At 31.5% G+C, this 21,304-nt stretch carries 16 protein-coding genes and 1 pseudogene; 13 read left to right on the top strand and 4 right to left on the bottom strand.

Annotated elements, in window-relative coordinates:
- Nucleotides 1–74: 74 nt before the first annotated feature.
- The 6 genes from ssp1_RS09820 (at nt 75) to ssp1_RS09795 (ending at nt 8,338) form a co-directional block, all read left to right on the top strand.
- The gene (locus ssp1_RS09820; protein ID WP_171970151.1) at nt 75–1,964 is read left to right on the top strand and encodes an ABC-F family ATP-binding cassette domain-containing protein; all 1,890 of its coding nucleotides are present in this window, start codon (nt 75–77) and stop codon (nt 1,962–1,964) included.
- 10 nt (nt 1,965–1,974) lie between these two features.
- A complete protein-coding gene (gene recQ / locus ssp1_RS09815) occupies nt 1,975–3,756 on the top strand; it encodes a DNA helicase RecQ (RefSeq protein WP_107536178.1) in 1,782 nt (593 codons plus the stop codon).
- Between the two features lie 235 nt (nt 3,757–3,991).
- Entirely contained in the window at nt 3,992–4,957 is a 966-nt protein-coding gene (locus ssp1_RS09810; protein ID WP_075778944.1) for an ABC transporter ATP-binding protein, read from the top strand.
- A complete protein-coding gene (locus ssp1_RS09805) occupies nt 4,950–6,464 on the top strand; it encodes an ABC transporter permease/substrate-binding protein (protein ID WP_118828206.1) in 1,515 nt (504 codons plus the stop codon). Before ssp1_RS09810 ends, ssp1_RS09805 begins: the two co-directional genes overlap by 8 nt.
- A 194-nt stretch (nt 6,465–6,658) precedes the next feature.
- Nucleotides 6,659–7,714: a histidinol-phosphate transaminase gene (gene hisC / locus ssp1_RS09800; RefSeq protein ID WP_118828205.1), complete on the top strand. Its 1,056-nt coding sequence runs from the start codon at nt 6,659–6,661 to the stop codon at nt 7,712–7,714.
- 87 nt (nt 7,715–7,801) lie between these two features.
- Nucleotides 7,802–8,338, top strand: coding sequence for a 5' nucleotidase, NT5C type (locus tag ssp1_RS09795; protein WP_075778904.1), 537 nt, complete (start codon nt 7,802–7,804; stop codon nt 8,336–8,338).
- 82 nt (nt 8,339–8,420) lie between these two features.
- Here the strand turns inward: ssp1_RS09795 and ssp1_RS09790 are convergent, their stop codons facing one another.
- From ssp1_RS09790 to ssp1_RS09775, 4 genes are all read right to left on the bottom strand, one after another.
- A complete protein-coding gene (locus ssp1_RS09790; RefSeq protein WP_075778905.1) occupies nt 8,421–9,350 on the bottom strand; it encodes a diacylglycerol/lipid kinase family protein in 930 nt (309 codons plus the stop codon).
- A gap of 149 nt (nt 9,351–9,499) precedes the next feature.
- Nucleotides 9,500–11,005, bottom strand: coding sequence for a peptide MFS transporter (locus ssp1_RS09785; protein WP_075778906.1), 1,506 nt, complete (start codon nt 11,003–11,005; stop codon nt 9,500–9,502).
- A 335-nt stretch (nt 11,006–11,340) separates the two neighbouring features.
- The gene (gene queF, locus ssp1_RS09780) at nt 11,341–11,841 is read right to left on the bottom strand and encodes a preQ(1) synthase (RefSeq protein WP_002450943.1); all 501 of its coding nucleotides are present in this window, start codon (nt 11,839–11,841) and stop codon (nt 11,341–11,343) included.
- Nucleotides 11,842–11,864: 23 nt separating this feature from the next.
- A complete protein-coding gene (locus tag ssp1_RS09775; protein ID WP_049423612.1) occupies nt 11,865–12,734 on the bottom strand; it encodes a DMT family transporter in 870 nt (289 codons plus the stop codon).
- 798 nt (nt 12,735–13,532) lie between these two features.
- On the opposite strand from ssp1_RS09775, the gene nrdI reads away from it, so the two are divergent.
- The 7 genes and pseudogenes from nrdI to ssp1_RS09740 all read left to right on the top strand — a co-directional run bounded on the left by nrdI (nt 13,533) and on the right by ssp1_RS09740 (nt 21,278).
- Nucleotides 13,533–13,931, top strand: a complete 399-nt coding sequence (nrdI, locus tag ssp1_RS09770) for a class Ib ribonucleoside-diphosphate reductase assembly flavoprotein NrdI (protein WP_002450941.1) — start codon at nt 13,533–13,535, stop codon at nt 13,929–13,931.
- Complete coding sequence (nrdE, locus tag ssp1_RS09765) at nt 13,894–15,999, top strand: class 1b ribonucleoside-diphosphate reductase subunit alpha (protein ID WP_049423615.1); 2,106 nt, start codon at nt 13,894–13,896, stop codon at nt 15,997–15,999. Before nrdI ends, nrdE begins: the two co-directional genes overlap by 38 nt.
- Nucleotides 16,000–16,242: 243 nt before the next feature.
- Nucleotides 16,243–17,217 (top strand): class 1b ribonucleoside-diphosphate reductase subunit beta, encoded by a 975-nt coding sequence (nrdF, locus tag ssp1_RS09760; protein ID WP_002450939.1) that lies wholly within the window; start codon nt 16,243–16,245, stop codon nt 17,215–17,217.
- Between the two features lie 226 nt (nt 17,218–17,443).
- Nucleotides 17,444–18,412 carry an ABC transporter permease gene (locus ssp1_RS09755; protein WP_075778907.1) on the top strand — a complete coding sequence of 323 codons (969 nt, stop codon included), beginning with the start codon at nt 17,444–17,446 and terminating at the stop codon, nt 18,410–18,412.
- A pseudogene (locus tag ssp1_RS09750) lies at nt 18,402–19,362 on the top strand (iron chelate uptake ABC transporter family permease subunit). Before ssp1_RS09755 ends, ssp1_RS09750 begins: the two are co-directional and overlap by 11 nt.
- Nucleotides 19,359–20,132, top strand: coding sequence for an iron ABC transporter ATP-binding protein (locus ssp1_RS09745; protein WP_075778909.1), 774 nt, complete (start codon nt 19,359–19,361; stop codon nt 20,130–20,132). The pseudogene ssp1_RS09750 and the gene ssp1_RS09745 overlap by 4 nt, the downstream one beginning before the upstream one ends.
- Before the next feature lie 111 nt (nt 20,133–20,243).
- Nucleotides 20,244–21,278 carry a ferrated catecholamine ABC transporter substrate-binding lipoprotein SstD gene (locus ssp1_RS09740; RefSeq protein ID WP_075778910.1) on the top strand — a complete coding sequence of 345 codons (1,035 nt, stop codon included), beginning with the start codon at nt 20,244–20,246 and terminating at the stop codon, nt 21,276–21,278.
- Nucleotides 21,279–21,304 lie beyond the last annotated feature (26 nt).

Genomic DNA, 21,304 nt, shown 5'->3' with positions numbered 1-21,304 from the left:
TAAAAAGGTGTATAATATATAGAACTGATTTAAGCTTAACAAAATTATATAGAAAATTCGATAGTAAAAGGAAGATAAGCATGGAAGCATATAAAATTGAACATTTAAATAAATCCTATGCAGATAAAGTGATATTCGATGACTTAAATTTATCTATCTCTGAACATGAAAAGATTGGTCTTGTAGGGATTAATGGTACAGGTAAGAGTACATTGCTGAAGGTCATAGGTAATATAGATGAAGACTTCACAGCTGATATCACACATCCAAATAATTATCGAATACGATATTCATCGCAAAAGCATGATCTTGATGGAAATATGACAGTGTTTGAGGCAGTACTAAGTTCTGATACACCTACATTAAAGGTGATTAAAGATTATGAACAAGCTGTGAGTCAATACGCCATCAATCAAAGCGACAAGCAATTTCAAATTATGATGGAAGCCCAAGAAATGATGGATCGTAAAGAGGCATGGGATTATAATGCTGAAATCAAGACCATACTTTCTAAATTAGGCATTAATGATACAAATAAACTAGTGAAGGCATTATCAGGTGGTCAACAAAAGCGTGTTGTTTTAGCGAAGACATTAATAGAACAACCAGATTTATTATTGTTAGACGAGCCGACAAACCATTTAGATTTTGAATCGATAAACTGGTTAATTAATTACGTAAAACAATATCCATACACTGTTTTATTTGTAACACACGACCGTTACTTTTTAAACGAAGTGTCTTCGAGAATTATTGAATTAGATAGAGGTAAGTTGAAAACATATCCTGGTAATTATGAAGATTACATAGCTATGCGTGCTGAAAATGAACAAATTGAACAGAAACAGCAACAAAAGCAAAAAGCACTATATAAGCAAGAGTTAGCTTGGATGAGAGCTGGCGCAAAAGCTAGAACGACTAAACAACAGGCACGTATTAATCGCTTTAGCGATTTAGAATCTGAAGTTAAACAACAAACGAAGCAAGATAAAGCTCAGTTGAATTTAGCTCACTCAAGACTTGGTAAACAAGTTTATGAATTAGATCATTTATCAAAAACAATCAATGACAAAGTACTATTTGAAGATATTACTGAGATCATACAAAGTGGTCAAAAAATTGGTATAGTAGGTCCGAATGGAGCAGGTAAAACAACATTATTAAATATATTGGCATCTGAGGATCAATCATTTGAAGGTCAATTAAAAGTAGGACAGACCGTTAAAGTGGCTTATTTCAAACAAACTGAAGAAACATTAGATAGAGATATTAGAGTGATTGATTATCTTCGCGAAGAAAGCGAAGTTGCTATGGAAAAAGATGGCACTTCCGTATCTGTAACACAACTGCTTGAGCGTTTTCTATTTCCAAGTTCAACTCATGGTAAGAAAGTATACAAATTATCTGGCGGTGAACAAAAACGACTATATCTCTTACGTTTATTAGTACATAAACCGAATGTATTATTATTAGACGAACCCACAAATGATTTAGATACCGAAACACTAACTATTTTAGAAGATTATATCGATGAATTTGGCGGTTCAGTAATTACTGTTAGCCATGATAGATATTTTCTTAATAAAGTGGCACAAGAGTATTGGTATATTCATGATGGAAAAATGGAAAAAATCATCGGATCATTTGAAGATTATGAAGCCTATAAAAAAGCTCAGGATAAACAATTGGCTCTGAATAAGCAAGAAGCCAATCAAACCAAACATAAGCCACAAACTCGAAAAAAATCGGGACTATCATATAAAGAAAAGCGTGAATATGAAGCACTTCTTGAACGTATTGATCAAACAGAAACAAGGTTAGTTGAAATTGACGAAGAAATGGTAGAAGCTAGTGCAGATTATGCAAAAATCAAAGCACTGAATGAAGAAAAGGAAGAACTTGAAGCAACATATGATACTGACATCACAAGATGGAGTGAACTCGAAGAATTAAAAGAACAATAAGGGGAATTTAATCATGCAAGAAACTTTATCGCATTATTTTGGCTACGATACGTTTCGTCCAGGTCAGGAAGAAATTATTTCAAAAATTATAGACCATCGAAATGTATTAGGTGTGTTACCTACAGGTGGCGGTAAATCGATATGTTATCAAGTACCTGGATTAATGTTAGGTGGAACGACAATAGTTATTAGTCCACTAATATCTTTAATGAAAGACCAAGTAGACCAATTGAAAGCAATGGGGATTAATGCTGCATATATAAATAGCAGTTTAACTCAGAAACAACAAAAAGAGATTGAGCAAGATTTAATTAGTGGTCATATTCAGTTCTTATATGTAGCACCTGAACGTTTTGAAAATCAATATTTTTTAAGCCAATTAAGAAAAGTAAATATACGATTAGTTGCATTTGATGAAGCACATTGTATTTCAAAATGGGGACATGATTTCAGACCAAGTTATCAAAATGTGATTCAAAAGGTTTTCACACTTCCACAAGATTTTGCAATTGTGGCATTAACAGCAACAGCAACAGCAGAAGTACAACAAGATATTATGGCCAAGTTAAATATTGACGCCAACGATGAAGTGAAGACCAGTACGAAACGTCGAAATTTAATATTTAAAGTTAATCCAACATATCAACGTCAAAAATTTGTCGTAGACTATGTCACAGAACATAATGAAGAAGCGGGTATCATATATTGCTCGACACGTAAACAAGTTGAAGAGCTACAAGAGGTACTCGAAAGTCATAAGGTTAAATGTAAGATTTATCATGCAGGCTTAACTAATAAAGAAAGAGAAGCTGCTCAAAACGATTTTCTATACGACCGTGTGAATGTCGTTATTGCGACGAATGCCTTCGGTATGGGAATAGATAAATCCAATGTCAGATTTGTTATACACTATAATATGCCGGGTGATTTAGAATCATATTATCAAGAAGCTGGGCGTGCAGGTCGTGATGGTCTGAAAAGTGAGTGTATCTTATTATTCAGTGAACGTGATAGAGGACTTCACGAATATTTTATATCAGTATCTCAAGCAGACGATGATTATAAAGAAAAAATGGGCGAAAAGCTAACTAAAATGCTCCAATATACCAAAACAAAGAAGTGTCTTGAAGCAACGATTGTGCATTATTTTGAACCAAATGAAAAATTAGAAGAATGTAAACAATGTAGTAATTGTATTCAAGAGAATAAAACTTATGATATGACGAGAGAAGCTAAGATGATTATTAGCTGTGTCGCAAGAATGAGACAACAAGAAAGTTATAGCGTGATTATTCAAGTGTTACGCGGTGAAACAACAGATTACATTAAATATAATGATTACGATCAATTAACTACTCACGGTATTATGAAATCATATACCACATCTGAATTAAGTCATTTAATTGATGAACTAAGGTTCAAAGGCTTTTTAAATGAAAATGATGAAATACTTATATGTGATAAGTCAGTGAAAAAATTGTTAAATGATGATACAAAAGTATTTACTACGCCATTTAAACAAAAATCAAAAGAAAAAGTATTTATTAATACCGTAGAAGGTGTAGATAGGGCTTTATTTAGCGAATTGGTTAAAGTGAGAAAACAATTAAGTGATAAGTTAGGTATCGCACCAGTAAGTATTTTCTCTGATTACACATTAGAAGAATTTGCTAAACGAAAACCAGAATCTAAACAGGATATGATCAATATTGATGGTGTGGGGAGTTATAAATTAAAACATTATTGCCCACAATTCCTTGAAAGAATACAGTCATATAAGACAAGTATTTAAATGATAGCCGCATGCAAATAATTAAGAAATATGAACTCGATGTATGTCACATGATGAATGTGCGTTACATCGGGTTTTTTACTTTGAAAATGGTATCCATTTCATCTTTTGAAAGAAGATTATGTATGAAAATAAAAAATCCAAAGATTTAATTAATTTAATTTGTGATTAGAATATAAAACAGGGTATAGTAGATGAAAATGTCTATTTGATTAGAGTGAATGAAGGTGAAATTGTGATTGAATTTAAAAATGTGACGAAACGCTATGGCAATCACGTTGCAGTGGATGATGTTAGTTTTAATATCAAAGAAGGAGAGTTTTTCGTATTAATAGGACCTTCAGGTTGTGGGAAAACGACAACGTTAAAAATGATAAATCGATTAATACCATTAAGTGAGGGATATATTTATTTTAAGGATAAGCCAATCAGTGACTATCCTGTTTATGAAATGAGATGGGATATTGGGTATGTACTACAACAAATCGCGCTATTTCCTCATATGACGATTAAAGAAAATATAGCACAAGTGCCACAAATGAAGAAATGGAAAGATAAAGATATTGATTTAAGAGTGAATGAATTATTAGAGATGGTTGGACTGGATCCTGAGATATATAAAAATAGGTTGCCAGAAGAATTATCTGGAGGACAACGACAACGAGTTGGTGTAGTACGTGCGTTAGCTGCAGACCCACCTGTCATTATTATGGATGAACCATTTAGTGCATTAGACCCAATAAGTAGAGAAAAGCTGCAAGATGATTTGATTGAGTTACAAACAAAGATTCAAAAGACCATTGTATTTGTGACACATGATATTCAAGAAGCGATGAAGTTGGGAGATCGAATTTGCTTATTGAATGAAGGACATGTCGAACAAATTGATACACCTTTAGGTTTTCAGCAACAGCCACAAAGTGATTTTGTGAAACAGTTTATGGGTAGTCATTTGCAACAATCTGAATCTAAAGTGATGTTGAAAGATTTGAATATTGAACGTCAATTGGATGAGGATGCAGCTAAGGAAAATTATCCAGAAATCAGTAATGAACAATATTTAGATGATATTTATCAAACATTCATCAAGCACGATGCTATCGTCATGATTGATGAACCTTCACAGCATAAAACATTAATTAAAAGAGAAGATATATTTAAATATTTGTCAGGCGTAAAGGGGGATAACACCCATGCATGAATTTTGGCAAATGCTAGTAGAACGTAAGGGACAGTTACTCTCAACAATCATAGAACATATACAAATATCATTTATTGCTTTATTAATAGCAACAATCATTGCAGTACCACTCGGTATTTTATTAACTAAAACGAAGAAAACATCTGAAATTGTCATGAATATTGCTGCAATATTGCAAACCATTCCTTCATTAGCATTACTTGGGTTAATGATTCCATTATTTGGTATAGGACGTTTGCCAGCCATCATTGCATTAGTTGTATATGCATTATTGCCAATATTACGTAATACATATACGGGTGTGAAAGAGGTTGATCCATCACTAATAGAAGCGGCAAAGGGTATTGGTATGAAACCAATACGTCGTTTAACAAAAGTAGAATTACCTATAGCTATGCCTGTGATTATGGCAGGTATTAGAACTGCTATGGTGCTCATAATTGGTACTGCAACTTTAGCAGCATTAATTGGTGCAGGAGGCCTTGGAGATTTAATATTATTAGGTATTGATCGTAATGATGCATCATTAATTTTAATTGGTGCGATTCCAGCAGCGTTATTAGCCATATTATTTGATATTATACTAAGATTTATGGAGAAATTATCGTACAAAAAGTTATTAATTGTATTAGGAACAATGATAGTAGTTATTATGATTGCTATTATCGTCCCATTATTTGCCCAAAAAGGTGATAAAATTACACTAGCAGGTAAATTAGGTTCAGAACCATCGGTCATTACAAATATGTATAAAATTTTAATTGAGCAAGATACCGATGATACTGTTGAAGTCAAAGATGGAATGGGTAAGACTGCTTTCTTATTTAATGCACTCAAATCTGACGATATCGATGGTTATTTAGAATTTACAGGTACAGTTTTAGGAGAATTAACAAAAGAAGATTTAAAATCTAAACAAGAACCTAGAGTATATCAACAAGCAAAACAAAGTTTAGAGAAAAAATATAAAATGACAATGTTAAAGCCAATGAAATATAATAATACTTATGCATTAGCAGTTAAACGTGATTTTGCTAAGAAAAACCACATTAAAACCATTGGTGACTTGTCTAAAGTAGAAGATAAATTGAAACCAGGTTTTACATTGGAATTTAATGATCGACCAGATGGATTTAAAGCTGTTAAAAAGGCTTATGGTCTAAATATTTCAAATGCCAAAACCATGGAACCTAAACTTCGCTATACTGCAGTTGAAAAAGGAGATATTAATTTAATTGATGCATATTCTACAGATGCAGAATTAAAGCAATATGACATGGTAGTATTAAAGGATGACAAGCATGTATTTCCGCCTTATCAAGGTGCACCAATGTTTAAAGAAAAATTCATCAAAGATCATCCAGAAGTGAAGAAACCACTTAATAAGTTAGCTGGTAAGATTTCAGATGAAGACATGCAAGAAATGAATTATAAAGTGACAGTAAAGAAACAAGACCCTTATCAAGTGGCTAAAGATTATTTAGAAAAAGAAGGTCTATTAAAATAAAATAATTTGATAGACATAGCCTTAATGCGTATGGAATATATTTAATTGTTCCATTCTCATTGAGGCTTTTTTGAATCTTTATATTTTATATATCACATTTGATTGGAAGATGGATTGATTTATGTAATAGTAAGTGTTTATAATTAATATTAAGTTTTTGAAATTTCTGTCAATTTGAGGGGGCAACAATTATTATGAAAAAACAACTCGAACAATTATCTGCATATCAACCTGGTTTATCACCTAGAGCACTTAAAGAAGCATATGGAATTGAGGAAGAGTTATATAAATTAGCATCCAATGAGAACTTATATGGTCCTTCTCCTAAAGCTAAAGAAGCAATATCAAACCATTTAGATGAGTTATATTATTATCCTGAAACAGGGTCACCACTACTTAGAGAGGCGATAAGTCAACATTTAGGTGTGGATGCATCTCGAATTTTATTTGGTGCAGGTTTAGATGAAGTCATCTTAATGATATCAAGAGCAGTATTAACGCCAGGGGACAAAATCGTAACGAGTGAAGCAACATTCGGACAGTATTATCATAATGCTATTGTTGAGTCTGCTCAGGTTATTCAAGTTCCATTAAAGAATGGTGGATTTGATTTAGAAGGTATTTTAAATGAAGTTGATGACAATACTTCTCTAGTGTGGTTATGTAATCCTAATAACCCTACTGGAACATATTTTAATCATGATGACCTTATAGGATTTTTAGAACGTGTACCAAGCCATGTGCCCGTACTCATTGATGAAGCATACTTTGAATTTGTTACTGCAGACGATTATCCTGATACCTTAAAGTTACAGGAAACATTTGATAATGCATTTTTACTAAGAACTTTTTCAAAAGCATATGGATTAGCAGGATTACGTGTAGGTTATGTGGTTGCCACTAATGAAGCAATTGAAAAATGGAATATCATTAGACCCCCATTCAATGTTACACGATTATCTGAATATGCCGCAGTAGCTGCATTAGAAGATCAAGACTACTTAAAACAGATCACTGCTAAAAATGCAGAGGAACGTGCAAAATTTTATCAAATACCTCAAAGTAAACATTTCTTACCAAGTCAAACTAACTTTGTATTTGTACAAACAGATAAAAGTAAAGCACTTTATGAAGCACTCTTAAAAGTAGGCTGTATTACACGACCATTTCCTACTGGTGTAAGAATTACTGTAGGATTCCCAGAACAAAATGATAAGATGATTGACGTATTACAACAATTTAAATTTTAAAGTAATATATTAGGTGAGTTATATCTTTTGTCTGAATCGTCCTTTTGCTATACTTTAGGAATACATTACATTTGAGGAGTAGATTTAATGTCTCGTAAGAAAATTGCTATAGATATGGATGAAGTACTCGCTGATACACTCGGCGCTATCATTGATGGTGTTAATGAAAGAGCTAATTTAGGAATCACAGTAGAATCACTAAATGGACAAAAATTAAAGCATGTTATTCCAGAACATGACGGATTAGTTACTGAAATACTTAGAGAGCCAGGATTCTTTAGACATTTAAAGGTTATGCCAAACGCACAAGAAGTCGTAGAAAAGTTAAATGAACATTATGATGTTTATATAGCAACAGCTGCAATGGATGTTCCGACATCATTTCATGATAAATATGAATGGTTATTAGAACATTTTCCATTTTTAGATCCACAACATTTTGTTTTTTGTGGTCGTAAAAATATTATTAACGCGGACTATTTAATTGATGATAACCCACGTCAACTTGCTATTTTCGAAGGTGAATCTATTATGTATACTGCAGTTCATAATATGAATCATCATGATTATAAGCGTGTAAATGGTTGGAAAGATGTAGAAGCATTATTTTTAAATGATAAATAAAAATAGGAGCTAGCCCTTATCCAAAGATGATCATATGGATGAGTGGTCAAGCTCCTATTTTTTGCGAGTTAGTGCATTGTTATCATTGGTTATTATTTTGATCAGGGAAGGTGAGTAATTTGATGGCATCAGGTAACACTTCGACATTTATAGGTGTCTCTAAAGCAATTTCACCATCAATATCAATTTTCATATTAGGGTCAGTAGTTAGCTTAATTTGTTTACCTGAGACATGATCAATACCTTGTGTGATTTCATTCCAATTCATGCTATCACGCTTTTTAAAGATATCATTAAGAATGCTGAAACTTTGATCATCAAAGATAAAGGTGTTCAATTGTCCATCCTGTGGAGATAAATCTGTTAAAGGAATTCTGCTGCCACCAATATTAGGTCCGTTTGCAATTAATATCATTGAGGTATTACCTGTTTTCTCTTCACCATCAATCGTTAATGTGAAGTCGAACTTGCTAGGATCCATTAATGTTTTAACAGTAGAACCAATATAGCTTAATTTACCAAAGATGTCTTTAGAACCATCTTGTACATTTTCAGCATTTTGTACAATTAACCCTAATCCAACGAAATTAAGTGCATACATATCATTAATTTTCATTACATCATATGTTTGTATATGTGATGATAATAATTGCTGACTAGCTAATGTATGATTTGGATTTAGGTTTAATGTTTTAGTAAAGTCATTGAATGTGCCGCCGGGAATAATGCCAATAGGTAAATCTAAGTCATTCTCCATTACGCCATTAATCAGTTCATTCACTGTACCATCGCCACCTAAAATGAATAACACATCTATGTCGTTGCCATACTGTCCATTTTTAATAGATTCGCAATAGCCTTTGATATCCCCTTCATTCTCACTTAATTGAATGGAAAAGTGTTTACACATAGAACTTAGAGACTTTGTCACTTCACCTAGACCTTGGTAGATATCTTTTAAGCCACTGTGTTCATGATAGAATAACACACCATGATTATATTTTTTTGTCATCGTCTATACCTACTTTCCTTAAGTTCTTGTTTAATATATTTCAATACCCACTTTTATAGGTAATCAATGAAATTTTATAGTGATTTTTATTATAAACTAAAAAAGCAGTAAGCCGAATCATTTCGACTTACTGCTTGTATTCTAATCTATTATCTAATGCCTCTCATTGCTTTCACAATTTTTGGTGAGAAGGCTAGAATGACTAATGTAATGACGATGACTGTAGTACCTAAGAAAATAAAGTAATTCGTTTGACCTAAAGGATCGATTAATTTAACTAATGTACCGTTAAATGCTTGAGCTGATGCATTAGTTAACAACCATAAACTCATCATTTGAGCATTGAATGCTTTTGGTGCTAATTTAACTGCAGCACTGTTACCAGTAGGTGATAAACACAATTCACCTACAACACAAATGATGTATGAAAGGATAACCCAGTTAACTGAGAAATGAGCACTTCCATAAATGGTACCGATTAATCCTATTAAGATATAAGAGATACCAGCCAAACCAGCACCAATCACAAATTTGATAGGTAAACTTGGTTGGCGTTTACCTAATTTTTGCCAAATTAATGAAACAACAGGTGCAAATAATAGGATGAAAAGTGGGTTGATAGATTGGAAAATTGTTTCACCGAAGTTCGTTTTCCATCCTAATAGATTTAATTTCATATCTGAATGTTCAATACCATAAATGTTAAGTACATTTGAACCTTGTTCTTGAATAGCCCAGAACACCATACCTAAAATAAATAATGGAATAAAGGCTTTAACTCTTGAACGTTCTACATCCGTAACATCTTTACTTCTAATCATAATTGTAAAGTATGAAACTGGTAATACGATACCAAGTACTAAAACAGTATTACTTACTAAGTTAAATGATAATGTATTCGTTAAGTATGTAACGATAAGTACAACGATAATAATGGCTACAATACCACTAACAATTGCAGTGTATTTTTTCTTTTCTGCGGGTGATAGTGGGTTTGTTGGTGTCATACCAACACGTCCTAAATTTTTACGGTTGAATAATACGTACCAAACTAAGCCTAATGCCATACCAATAGCTGCAATTAAGAATCCGCCATGGAAGTTTTTGACATTTAAGAATTGTTGCAGAATGATAGGTGAAATTAAGGCACCAAAGTTAACTGACATGTAGAAGATAACGAAACCTGCATCCATTCGTGTATCATCTTTAGTATATAATCTACCAACAATATTTGATATATTGGGTTTCATCATCCCAGATCCGATAATAATAAAGAACATTGACGCAAATAAACCTACCATTGCGAATGGTAAACTTAGACAAATATGTCCAATAATGATGAGAACGGCACCAATTAATGTGGCACCTCTTGTACCTGTAATTCGGTCAGCAATCCAACCACCTGGAATACATGACATGTATATTAATGCTCCATATACTGACATGATTGACATTGCCGTTGTTTTATCGATGCCTAATCCATGATCTGCAATAGCGTAGTACATATAGAATAGTAACATCGCACGCATGCCGTAATAACTAAATCTCTCCCAAAATTCTACGAAGAATAAAACACCTAAACCTCTTGGATGTCCAAAAAAACCTGTTTGTGGTATTTCTTGAACTGCTTGTTCATGGGAATTATTTGCTTTCATATAATCATCCCAACCTTTCTGTTCCCTTAACACTAACGTTATATTGGTTTTTAAAAATTGTACTATTGAAATTAAAAAGTTGCAATAATATTCTAAAAATTATAAATAAGAAAATTCTGTCAATTCTTTCGAATTAATTATATGAAATGTTCATATAAAATTGAGACTCATTAATTTAATAAACTATAGTACTAATATATATAAAAATACGCTTTAACTTAATAAAGTGCAAGAGTTTTTTGAAAATTAAATAAAAAAACTTTAGTACAATTTGAAATTATCTTTGTAAGATGTTTTCAATGTACTAAAGTTAATTTTTAATATTCGCTAAAAGATTAGCGATTGTCTACATTTTCAGGATACATATCATGATTCATCATTCTATGTTCTGCCATTTTTTCATATTTTGAATTAGGGCGACCATAATTTGTATATGGATCGATGGAAATACCACCACGTGGAGTGAATTTACCCCATACTTCAATGTAATGAGGATCCATTAATTCAATTAAATCATTCATAATGATATTCATACAATCCTCATGGAAGTCACCATGGTTTCTAAAGCTAAATAAGTATAATTTTAAAGATTTAGATTCAACCATTTTAATGTTAGGAATGTATGAAATGTATATTGTTGCGAAATCTGGTTGTCCTGTAATAGGGCATAGTGATGTGAATTCTGGACAATTAAACTTTACAAAGTAATCTCTACCTTGGTGTTTATTATCAAATGTTTCTAAAACATCTGGTCTGTAATCAAAGTTATATGTGTTATTTTGGTTTCCTAGTAATGTTATATCTTGTAATTCATCATTTTGACGTCCTTGTGCCAAATGAATCACTCCTTATCATATGATTAATTTTGTTGTTGTTGATTTGATTCGCGACGTGCTTTTTCGAACATATAGTAACTTGCACTTATAATGACAACATATCCGATTGTTGATAATAAATCAGGTGTTTCACCAAATAATATGAAGCCGAATATTGCTGTAAATATAATTGAAGCATAAGTGAAAATAGATATATCTTTTGCTGCTGCGAAACTATAGGCTAGTGTGATTCCAATTTGGCCCACTGCAGCTGATAAACCTGCGCCGAATAAATATAATAATTGTAATTTACTCATTGGTTCAAATGTAAAAATTGAAAATGGGATAAGTACAATTACTGAGAATAGTGAAAAATAAAATACAATGGTGTAGGGTGCTTCTCTAGTACTTAAAGCACGGACACAAGTATATGCTGATGCAGCAAATATACCTGAAAGTAGTCCAATTAATGCTGGTATAAACGAAGAAGAAAATTCTGGTTTTACAATAAGTAACATACCGAGTATTGCAACGATCATTGCTGAAATTTGATATTTTCGTACTTTTTCATGTAAAAAGATAAAACATAATAATATAGTCCAGAAGGGGTTTAACTTCATTAATGTATCAGCGTCACTCAATACCATATGATCAAGTGCATATATATTAAGCAATACACCTATTAAACCGAGTGTTGACCTTGAGATAAGTAATGGTTGGCTACTTAATTTACCAAACATTGGTTGTTTATATTTAAATATGAAGAATAATGGTATGAACATTGCAACTAAATTTCTTGCTAGAGACTTTTGAAATACAGGTAAATCGCCTGATAATCTGAAGAAGACAGACATAAAACTAAAGCCTATCGCAGATATTAGTATTGCAATTATACCTTTGATTTTAGGATTCAATACTATCGCCTCATTCATAAAAGTTTAACGTTATTATAGTAGCATAAATGATGTCGATATGCATAAAAGACTTGAAAAAACAGTGGGTGAAATATATAATCATAATACGAACGTACGTTCTGTTAGGGAAGAGTCATAATCTAGTTTCAAATCATTTGTGAGAATTAAAATGATTGCATATAACTGAAAACGATTGCAGTTTAATTTCGATTCTTCATTGATTGTATCCTTTATTTTAACAGGGTTGAGCTAGAATCAAGACCTTAAGCTTAATGTATAATTTTTTATAAAAAGCAAGTAATTTTAACTGAAAAATTTTTTTATTTTTATTTGTGTAAGACTAAAGGTGTAGTGGTGCATGTTCAGAAGAAAAGACGAACATTTGACATAAAACTTTAACTTTAAATAAGTTTAGGTATTATGTATAATGAAACACAGAATATAGTATCGATATTGATAAACAGACACAATATATTGTGTCTGTAGCTGATACTAATAAATGGAATAATCTTAATTTAAATGCAAAATGACACTAGTAATTATAGAATAATCTCTCGTTTACAGTGTTTCCGCACAAAATGTTTACTTATACTATATAGATCTACATTTCTAATCAACCACAATATCTTGTGGTTCAAAATAAAATCTAATATCAAGATAAGGTCATATAGTTTTTATAAACTTTTCTTTTAGTGACTCATTTCATTCTACAACACTATATTTTGTAGGAAGCTTTCCTGTCATGATAGGAGAACTTCTTTTTTAATTGTTTAAAGATTGGTGAAAGAAGGCGATCCAATGAAAGTAGTATATTTCTCATTTTCAGGTAATGTACGCAGATTTATTAAACGTGCTGAAATCGAAAATGTAATGGAAATTACATCAGAAAATTGTACGGATCCTATTAATGAACCATATATTTTAGTTACTGGAACAATAGGCTTTGGCGAAGTACCTCAACAAGTACAATCATTTCTAGATGTTAATCATTCATATCTCAGAGCGGTAGCTGCCAGTGGTAATAGAAACTGGGGGCAAAATTTTGCTAAAGCAGGGCGCTCTATTTCTGAAGACTATAATGTACCGTTGTTAATGAAGTTTGAAGTGCAAGGCACTAATAAAGACGTTATCGAATTTAAAAACAAGGTGGGTAATTTTAATGAAAACTATGGACGAGAAGAAGTACAATCACATTGAATTAAATAATGAAGTTACAAAACGAAAAGATAATGGTTTTTTTAATTTAGAAAAAGACCAAGAAGCGCTCAAAGTATATTTGGAAGAAATCCACGACAAAACGATTTATTTCGATAGCGAAATTGAACGTTTACACTATCTTGTAGACAATAACTTCTATTTCAATGTTTTTGAAAAATACAGTGATTCAGACTTAGTAGAAATCACAGAATATGCGAAGTCAATTAACTTCCAATTTGCTAGTTACATGTCTGCAAGTAAATTTTACAAAGACTATGCACTTAAAACGAATGATAAACAACAATATTTAGAAGATTATAATCAACACGTTGCCATTGTTTCAATGTACTTAGCTAATGGAGACAAAGATCAAGCTAAACAATTTATTTCAGCTATGGTAGAACAACGTTATCAACCTGCAACACCTACATTTTTAAATGCGGGTAGAGCAAGACGTGGAGAATTAGTTTCTTGCTTCTTATTAGAAGTGGATGATAGCTTGAATTCCATCAACTTTATTGATTCAACCGCGAAGCAATTAAGTAAAATTGGCGGTGGCGTTGCAATTAATTTATCTAAATTACGTGCACGTGGTGAAGCAATTAAAGGTATAAAAGGTGTAGCCAAAGGTGTATTACCTGTTGCTAAGTCACTCGAAGGTGGATTTAGTTATGCAGATCAATTAGGTCAAAGACCTGGCGCAGGTGCTGTATATTTAAACATCTTCCACTATGATGTTGAAGAGTTTTTAGATACTAAAAAAGTAAATGCAGATGAAGATTTACGTTTATCAACTATCTCTACAGGCTTAATCGTGCCTTCTAAATTCTTCGACCTAGCAAAAGAAGGTAAAGACTTCTACATGTTTGCGCCACACACTGTAAAACAAGAGTATGGTGTGACTTTAGATGATATTGATTTAGAAAAATATTATGATGACATGGTTGCAAACCCTAACGTAGAGAAAAAGAAAAAAGATGCACGTGAAATGTTAAATACAATTGCTCAAACGCAATTACAATCTGGTTATCCATATTTGATGTTCAAAGATAATGCGAACAAAGTACATGCTAATTCAGATATTGGTCAAATTAAAATGAGCAATTTATGTACTGAAATTTTCCAATTACAAGAAACATCTATTATTAATGATTATGGTACAGAAGATGAAATTAAACGAGATATTTCATGTAACTTAGGTTCATTAAATATTGTGAATGTCATGGAATCCCAAAAATTTAGAGATTCGGTTCATACTGGTATGGACGCATTAACAGTTGTTAGTGATGAAGCGAATATTCAAAACGCACCTGGCGTTAAAAAAGCTAATAGTGAGTTACATTCTGTAGGACTTGGTGTAATGAACTTACATGGTTACTTAGCTAAAAATAAAATTGGTTATGAGTCAGAAGAAGCTAAAGATTTCGCTAACATCTTTTTCATGATGATGAACTATTATTCAATTGAGCGTTCAATGCAAATTGCAAAAGAACGTGGAGAAAAATATCTTGATTTTGATAAATCAGATTATGCAAATGGAAAATATTTCGAGTTCTATACTTCACAAGAATTTGAACCACAATTTGAAAAAGTACGCGAATTATTCAAAGGTTTTGAAATTCCTACAGCAGAAGATTGGAAAGCATTACAAAAAGATGTAGAGCAATACGGTCTATATCATGCTTATCGCTTAGCAATTGCACCAACACAAAGTATTTCATATGTGCAAAATGCAACAAGCTCAGTAATGCCTATCGTTGATCAAATCGAGCGACGTACTTATGGTAATGCTGAAACATTTTATCCAATGCCATTCTTATCACCTGAAACAATGTGGTATTACAAATCAGCATTTAATACAGATCAAATGAAATTAATTGATTTAGTATCAACTATTCAAACACATGTTGATCAAGGTATTTCAACTATTTTATATGTTAATTCAGAAATTTCTACACGTGAACTTTCTCGATTATATGTATATGCACATCATAAAGGTTTAAAATCTTTATATTACACACGTAATAAATTATTAAGTGTAGAAGAATGTACAAGTTGTGCAATTTAATACGATAAATAAACGTGATACATTAAATAGTAAGTATTATTATTGAAGTGGATTATAGAATATTAAGATTTAAAAAGGTTGGGACTACACGTTGACTTTAAAGAGCATATTTAGTATTTCTCAAAGTATGCAACGTAGATGTTCTAACCTTGAAATACATAACCTTAATAAGGATTTTGGTAGTTTAATTGATTATCTATGGCTATCTATCATCTTAATTAAAGGATAGGAGGATTATTATTCATGAAGGCCGTCAATTGGAATACCCAAGAAGATATGACAAATATGTTTTGGCGTCAAAATATCTCTCAAATGTGGGTAGAAACAGAATTTAAAGTATCAAAAGATATTGCAAGTTGGAAAACATTATCTGAAGCCGAAAAAAATACATTTAAAAAGGCATTAGCTGGTTTAACAGGGTTAGACACGCATCAAGCAGATGATGGAATGCCATTAATCATGCTTCACACAACTGATTTAAGAAAAAAAGCCGTTTATTCGTTTATGGCAATGATGGAACAAATTCATGCTAAAAGTTATTCTCATATTTTCACTACATTATTACCATCTAGTGAAACGAACTATTTATTAGATACTTGGGTAATTGAAGAGCCACATTTAAAATACAAATCAGACAAAATCATCGAAAACTACCATAAATTGTGGGGGAAAGAAGCCTCAATTTTTGACCAATATATTGCTAGAGTATCAAGTGTTTTCTTAGAAACATTCTTATTCTACTCTGGATTCTATTATCCGCTTTATCTAGCTGGTCAAGGTAAAATGACAACATCTGGTGAAATTATTCGTAAAATCTTATTAGATGAATCGATACATGGTGTGTTTACAGGTCTAGATGCACAAAGTTTAAGAAATGAGCTTTCTGAAAGTGAAAAGCAACGTGCAGATCAAGAAATGTACAAATTGTTAAAAGAACTTTATGATAATGAAGTATCATATACGCATCTTCTATATGATGATATTGGCTTAGCTGAAGATGTGCTTAATTACGTTAAATACAACGGTAATAAAGCATTATCAAATCTTGGATTTGAACCATATTTTGAAGAACGTGAATTCAATCCAATTATAGAAAATGCTTTAGATACAACAACTAAAAACCATGATTTCTTCTCTGTAAAAGGTGATGGTTATACACTAGCTTTAAATGTTGAAGCATTACGAGATGAAGATTTCATATTTGATGATGAAAAATAAAATAGATTTAGCTCTAATTTTACTATACTTGTGTACGCACAATGAAAGTAAAATTAGGGCTTTTTTTATGTGCAATGAACTAAAAACATAAAAATAATCTAATTTATAACAATATTTATAGATAACCTATTGAAAATGACAAGGAAATTCTGTAACATTTTAATTGATAACGATTATCATTATCGTACAATCGTTACCAAGGATAACTATTCAAGGAGAAAGTGTTATGAAGTTTTTATTAAAGGGATATGTTTTACTCATCTTTCTCGTCGTGCTTACGATTCTCTCTCTATTTATCGGTGTTAGCCAAATATCAATCTCCGATATTTTCCACCTTACCGATGATCAATTAAATATCATTTTATCGAGTCGTATTCCTCGAACAGTTAGTATTCTCATATCAGGTAGTACGTTGGCAATAGCAGGTTTAATCATGCAACAAATGATGCAAAATAAATTTGTGAGTCCAACAACAGCTGGCACAATGGAGTGGGCTAAGTTGGGTATTCTTTTATCACTTATTTTATTCCCTAAAGGTCACATACTTATTAAATTAATATTTGCAGTTATTTGTAGCGTCGGTGGTACTTATTTCTTCGTGAAATTAGTACAACTGATTAGAGTGAAAGAAGTCATCTTTATACCGTTATTAGGTATTATGCTTGGAGGTATTGTTTCAAGTTTTACTACATTTATCGCATTGAGAACTAATGCAGTACAAAGTATTGGAAATTGGCTAAATGGAAATTTTGCTATTATTACAAGTGGTCGTTATGAAGTTCTATATCTAAGTATACCGTTCTTATTAATTACATATATATTTGCAAATCATTTTACGATTGCTGGTATGGGCAAAGATTTTAGCCATAACTTAGGTGTGAATTATGAAAAAATCATTAATATCGCATTGTTTATAACTGCAACAATCACTGCACTTGTAGTCGTTACTGTTGGAACATTACCATTTCTCGGACTCATTGTTCCTAATATTATTTCAATATATCGAGGGGACCATTTAAAACATGCCTTACCTCATACGATGATGTTAGGTTCTATATTTGTGCTTATTTCAGATATTGTAGGACGCTTAATTGTTTATCCTTATGAAATTAACATAGGTCTAACTATTGGTGTTTTTGGAACGATTATATTCCTTATCTTATTGATGAAAGGTAGGGAGAATTATGCTAACTAATGTTAATAAAAAGCTTTTTTTATTAGGGGTAATCACAATAATTATAGCGACTTTATACTTAATTTTAGGTATTGATTTCGAAATATTTGATTATCAAATTCAAAGTCGTTTAAGAAAATTTATCTTAATTATATTAGTAGGTGGCGCTATTGGCACGTCAGTTGTCATTTTTCAAGCGATAACAACAAATCGCTTACTAACCACCTTCTATTATTGGTTTAGATTCAGTCTATTTATTCGTCAAAATATTACCTGTTTTTTTATTAGGTACTCAATCGACAATCGTTAATAACGTGTATATCAATTTTTTAATTACGTTAGTGACAATGGTGTTATTTGCTTTAATTCTGTTTCAAGTTTTATTTAAAGTAGGTCATTTTTCGGTCTATTTCATTTTATTGATTGGTGTAATATTAGGCACATTTTTTAGAAGTATTACTGGTTTTATCCAATTAATTATGGAGCCAGAGTCATTTTTAGCAGTTCAAAATACCATGTTTGCTAACTTTGATGCTTCTAATTCTAAAATTGTCGGATTTTCAGCTATTTTATTAATCATTTTAATAGGTATAACTATAGTGCTGATACCCTATTTAGATGTGTTATTACTAGGAAAAGCACAAGCTATCAATTTAGGTGTTAATTATGAAAATGTAACAAGATTAATGCTTATTCTTGTCGCTATTTTAGTATCTATTTCAACGGCATTAGTTGGGCCGATTACATTTTTAGGATTACTTACTGTCAATTTAGCTCATGAATTTATGAAAACTTATGAACATAAATATATTTTACCCGCTACAATATGTTTCAGTTGGATATGTTTATTTATTGCTCAATGGGTTGTTGAACATCTTTTCGAAGCTACTACAGAAGTAAGTATCATCATTGACCTCATAGGTGGAAGTTACTTTATTTACTTATTAGTTAAAGGGAGAAATGCAAATTGATCCAAATTCAAAATTTAAATAAATCAATTCAAAAGAAGTCCATATTAAAAGATATCAATGTCAATATCGAAAAGGGGAAGATTACCTCTTTGATAGGGCCTAATGGTGCAGGAAAAAGTACTTTGCTATCTGCAATTACAAAATTAATGAGTATCGATAGTGGCACAGTCAAAATTGAAGATAAAGAAATGTCGCTTTATAGGACGGATGAACTTGCTCAGAAAATTTCAATACTAAAACAAACTAATCACACAGATATGAATATTACTGTAGAGCAATTAGTGAATTTTGGCAGATTTCCTTATTGTAAGAGTCATCTTAAAAAAGAAGATAAAGAGCAAGTTAAATATGCCTTAGATTTATTACAGTTAAACGACATTAAAGATAGGAATATTAAAACTTTGTCCGGTGGTCAGCGTCAGAGAGCATATATCGCTATGACAATTGCACAAAATACTGAGTACATTTTGTTAGATGAGCCATTAAATAATTTAGACATGAAACATTCCGTTCAAATTATGCAGACATTGCGTACATTAGCACAGCAATTAGATAAAACAATCGTTATTGTATTACATGATATTAATTTTGCGTCATGTTATTCAGATCATATTATTGCATTAAAACATGGTGAATTAGTACGTGCTGGAAAAAATGAAGACGTTTTACAAACTGAGGTATTAAGAGAATTATATGAAATGGATGTCAAAGTAGAATGGGTTAATGGACAACGCATATGTCTGTATTACGATGAACAAATTCTTTCATAAAGTGAACATTTAAACCACTAAGGGAGTGATGCTTATAGTGAGTAAATAATTAATAAAGAAGAACATGTTACTCAGCCAATCGTGAAAAATTACAAAAGGAGTTACTACATAATGAAAAAATCAATTTTAGTCTTAATAATATCTTTAGTATTTATATTAGCAGCATGTGGTAATCAATCTAATAATAGTCAATCAAATTCGAAATCGAAGAAAAGTGATTCGAAAGATACTGTTAAAATAGAAAATAACTATGAAGCACAAGGAAAGGAAAAAGATGGCAGTGATGCTAAGAAGGTTAAAGAGACGGTCGAAGTTCCTAAAAACCCCAAAAATGCTGTCGTTTTAGATTATGGTGTATTAAATGATATGAAAGAAATGGGACTTTCAAGTAAAGTTAAAGCATTACCAAAAGGTGAAGGCGGAAAATCTCTACCAGATTTCTTAGAAGATTTTAAATCAGATAAATATATAAACTCTGGTAACTTAAAACAAGTTAATTTCGATAAAGTAGCTAAAGCCAAACCAGAAGTGATTTTTATTTCAGGTAGAACAGCTAATCAGAAAAATTTAGATGAATTTAAAAAAGCTGCACCAAAAGCAAAAATTGTATATATGGATGCGGATAATAAAGATGTTATCAACTCTATGAAGGATAACACTGAAAAATTAGGTAAAATCTACGACAAGGAAGATAAAGCGAAAGATTTAACTAAACAATTAGATAAAAAAGTAGATACAATGAAAAACAAAACATCTAAATTTGATAAGAAAGTGATGTACTTATTAGTAAATGAAGGTGAGTTATCTACATTCGGCCCAGGTTCACGATTTGGTGGATTGGTATTTGATACACTAGGCTTTAAACCAGTTGATAAATATGTAAGTAAAGGCCCGCATGGTCAAAATGTTAATAATGAATATATTAACAAAAATAATCCTGATGTGATTTTAGCTATGGATAGAGGACAGGTTGTAGCAAATAATGCAACAGCTAAGAAGACATTAAACAATAAAGTATTAAAAAATGTTAAAGCTGTAAAAGAACATAAAATTTATGAACTTGACCCTAAACTTTGGTATTTCTCATCTGGTTCAACAACTACAACAATGAAACAAATTGATGAATTAGAAAAAGTAGTAAAATAATATAAGAAAGCGCTAAAGGCATTAAA

It is taken from the genome of Staphylococcus sp. M0911 (assembly GCF_003491325.1).
GTDB classification, from domain to species: Bacteria; Bacillota; Bacilli; order Staphylococcales; family Staphylococcaceae; genus Staphylococcus; species Staphylococcus warneri_A.
Note: the sequence above shows the minus strand (reverse complement) of the source record. Positions and strands in the feature narration are given on the sequence as shown.

Bases quoted from the DNA above. Each gene is read 5' to 3' on its own strand.
- nrdI (WP_002450941.1), top strand. From the start codon at position 13,533: ATGAAAGTAGTATATTTCTCATTTTCAGGTAATGTACGCAGATTTATT.
- nrdE (WP_049423615.1), top strand. From the start codon at position 13,894: ATGAAAACTATGGACGAGAAGAAGTACAATCACATTGAATTAAATAAT.
- ssp1_RS09805 (WP_118828206.1), top strand. From the start codon at position 4,950: ATGCATGAATTTTGGCAAATGCTAGTAGAACGTAAGGGACAGTTACTC.
- ssp1_RS09785 (WP_075778906.1), bottom strand. From the start codon at position 11,005: ATGAAAGCAAATAATTCCCATGAACAAGCAGTTCAAGAAATACCACAA.
- ssp1_RS09795 (WP_075778904.1), top strand. From the start codon at position 7,802: ATGTCTCGTAAGAAAATTGCTATAGATATGGATGAAGTACTCGCTGAT.
- ssp1_RS09740 (WP_075778910.1), top strand. From the start codon at position 20,244: ATGAAAAAATCAATTTTAGTCTTAATAATATCTTTAGTATTTATATTA.
- hisC (WP_118828205.1), top strand. From the start codon at position 6,659: ATGAAAAAACAACTCGAACAATTATCTGCATATCAACCTGGTTTATCA.
- ssp1_RS09790 (WP_075778905.1), bottom strand. From the start codon at position 9,350: ATGACAAAAAAATATAATCATGGTGTGTTATTCTATCATGAACACAGT.
- nrdF (WP_002450939.1), top strand. From the start codon at position 16,243: ATGAAGGCCGTCAATTGGAATACCCAAGAAGATATGACAAATATGTTT.
- ssp1_RS09755 (WP_075778907.1), top strand. From the start codon at position 17,444: ATGAAGTTTTTATTAAAGGGATATGTTTTACTCATCTTTCTCGTCGTG.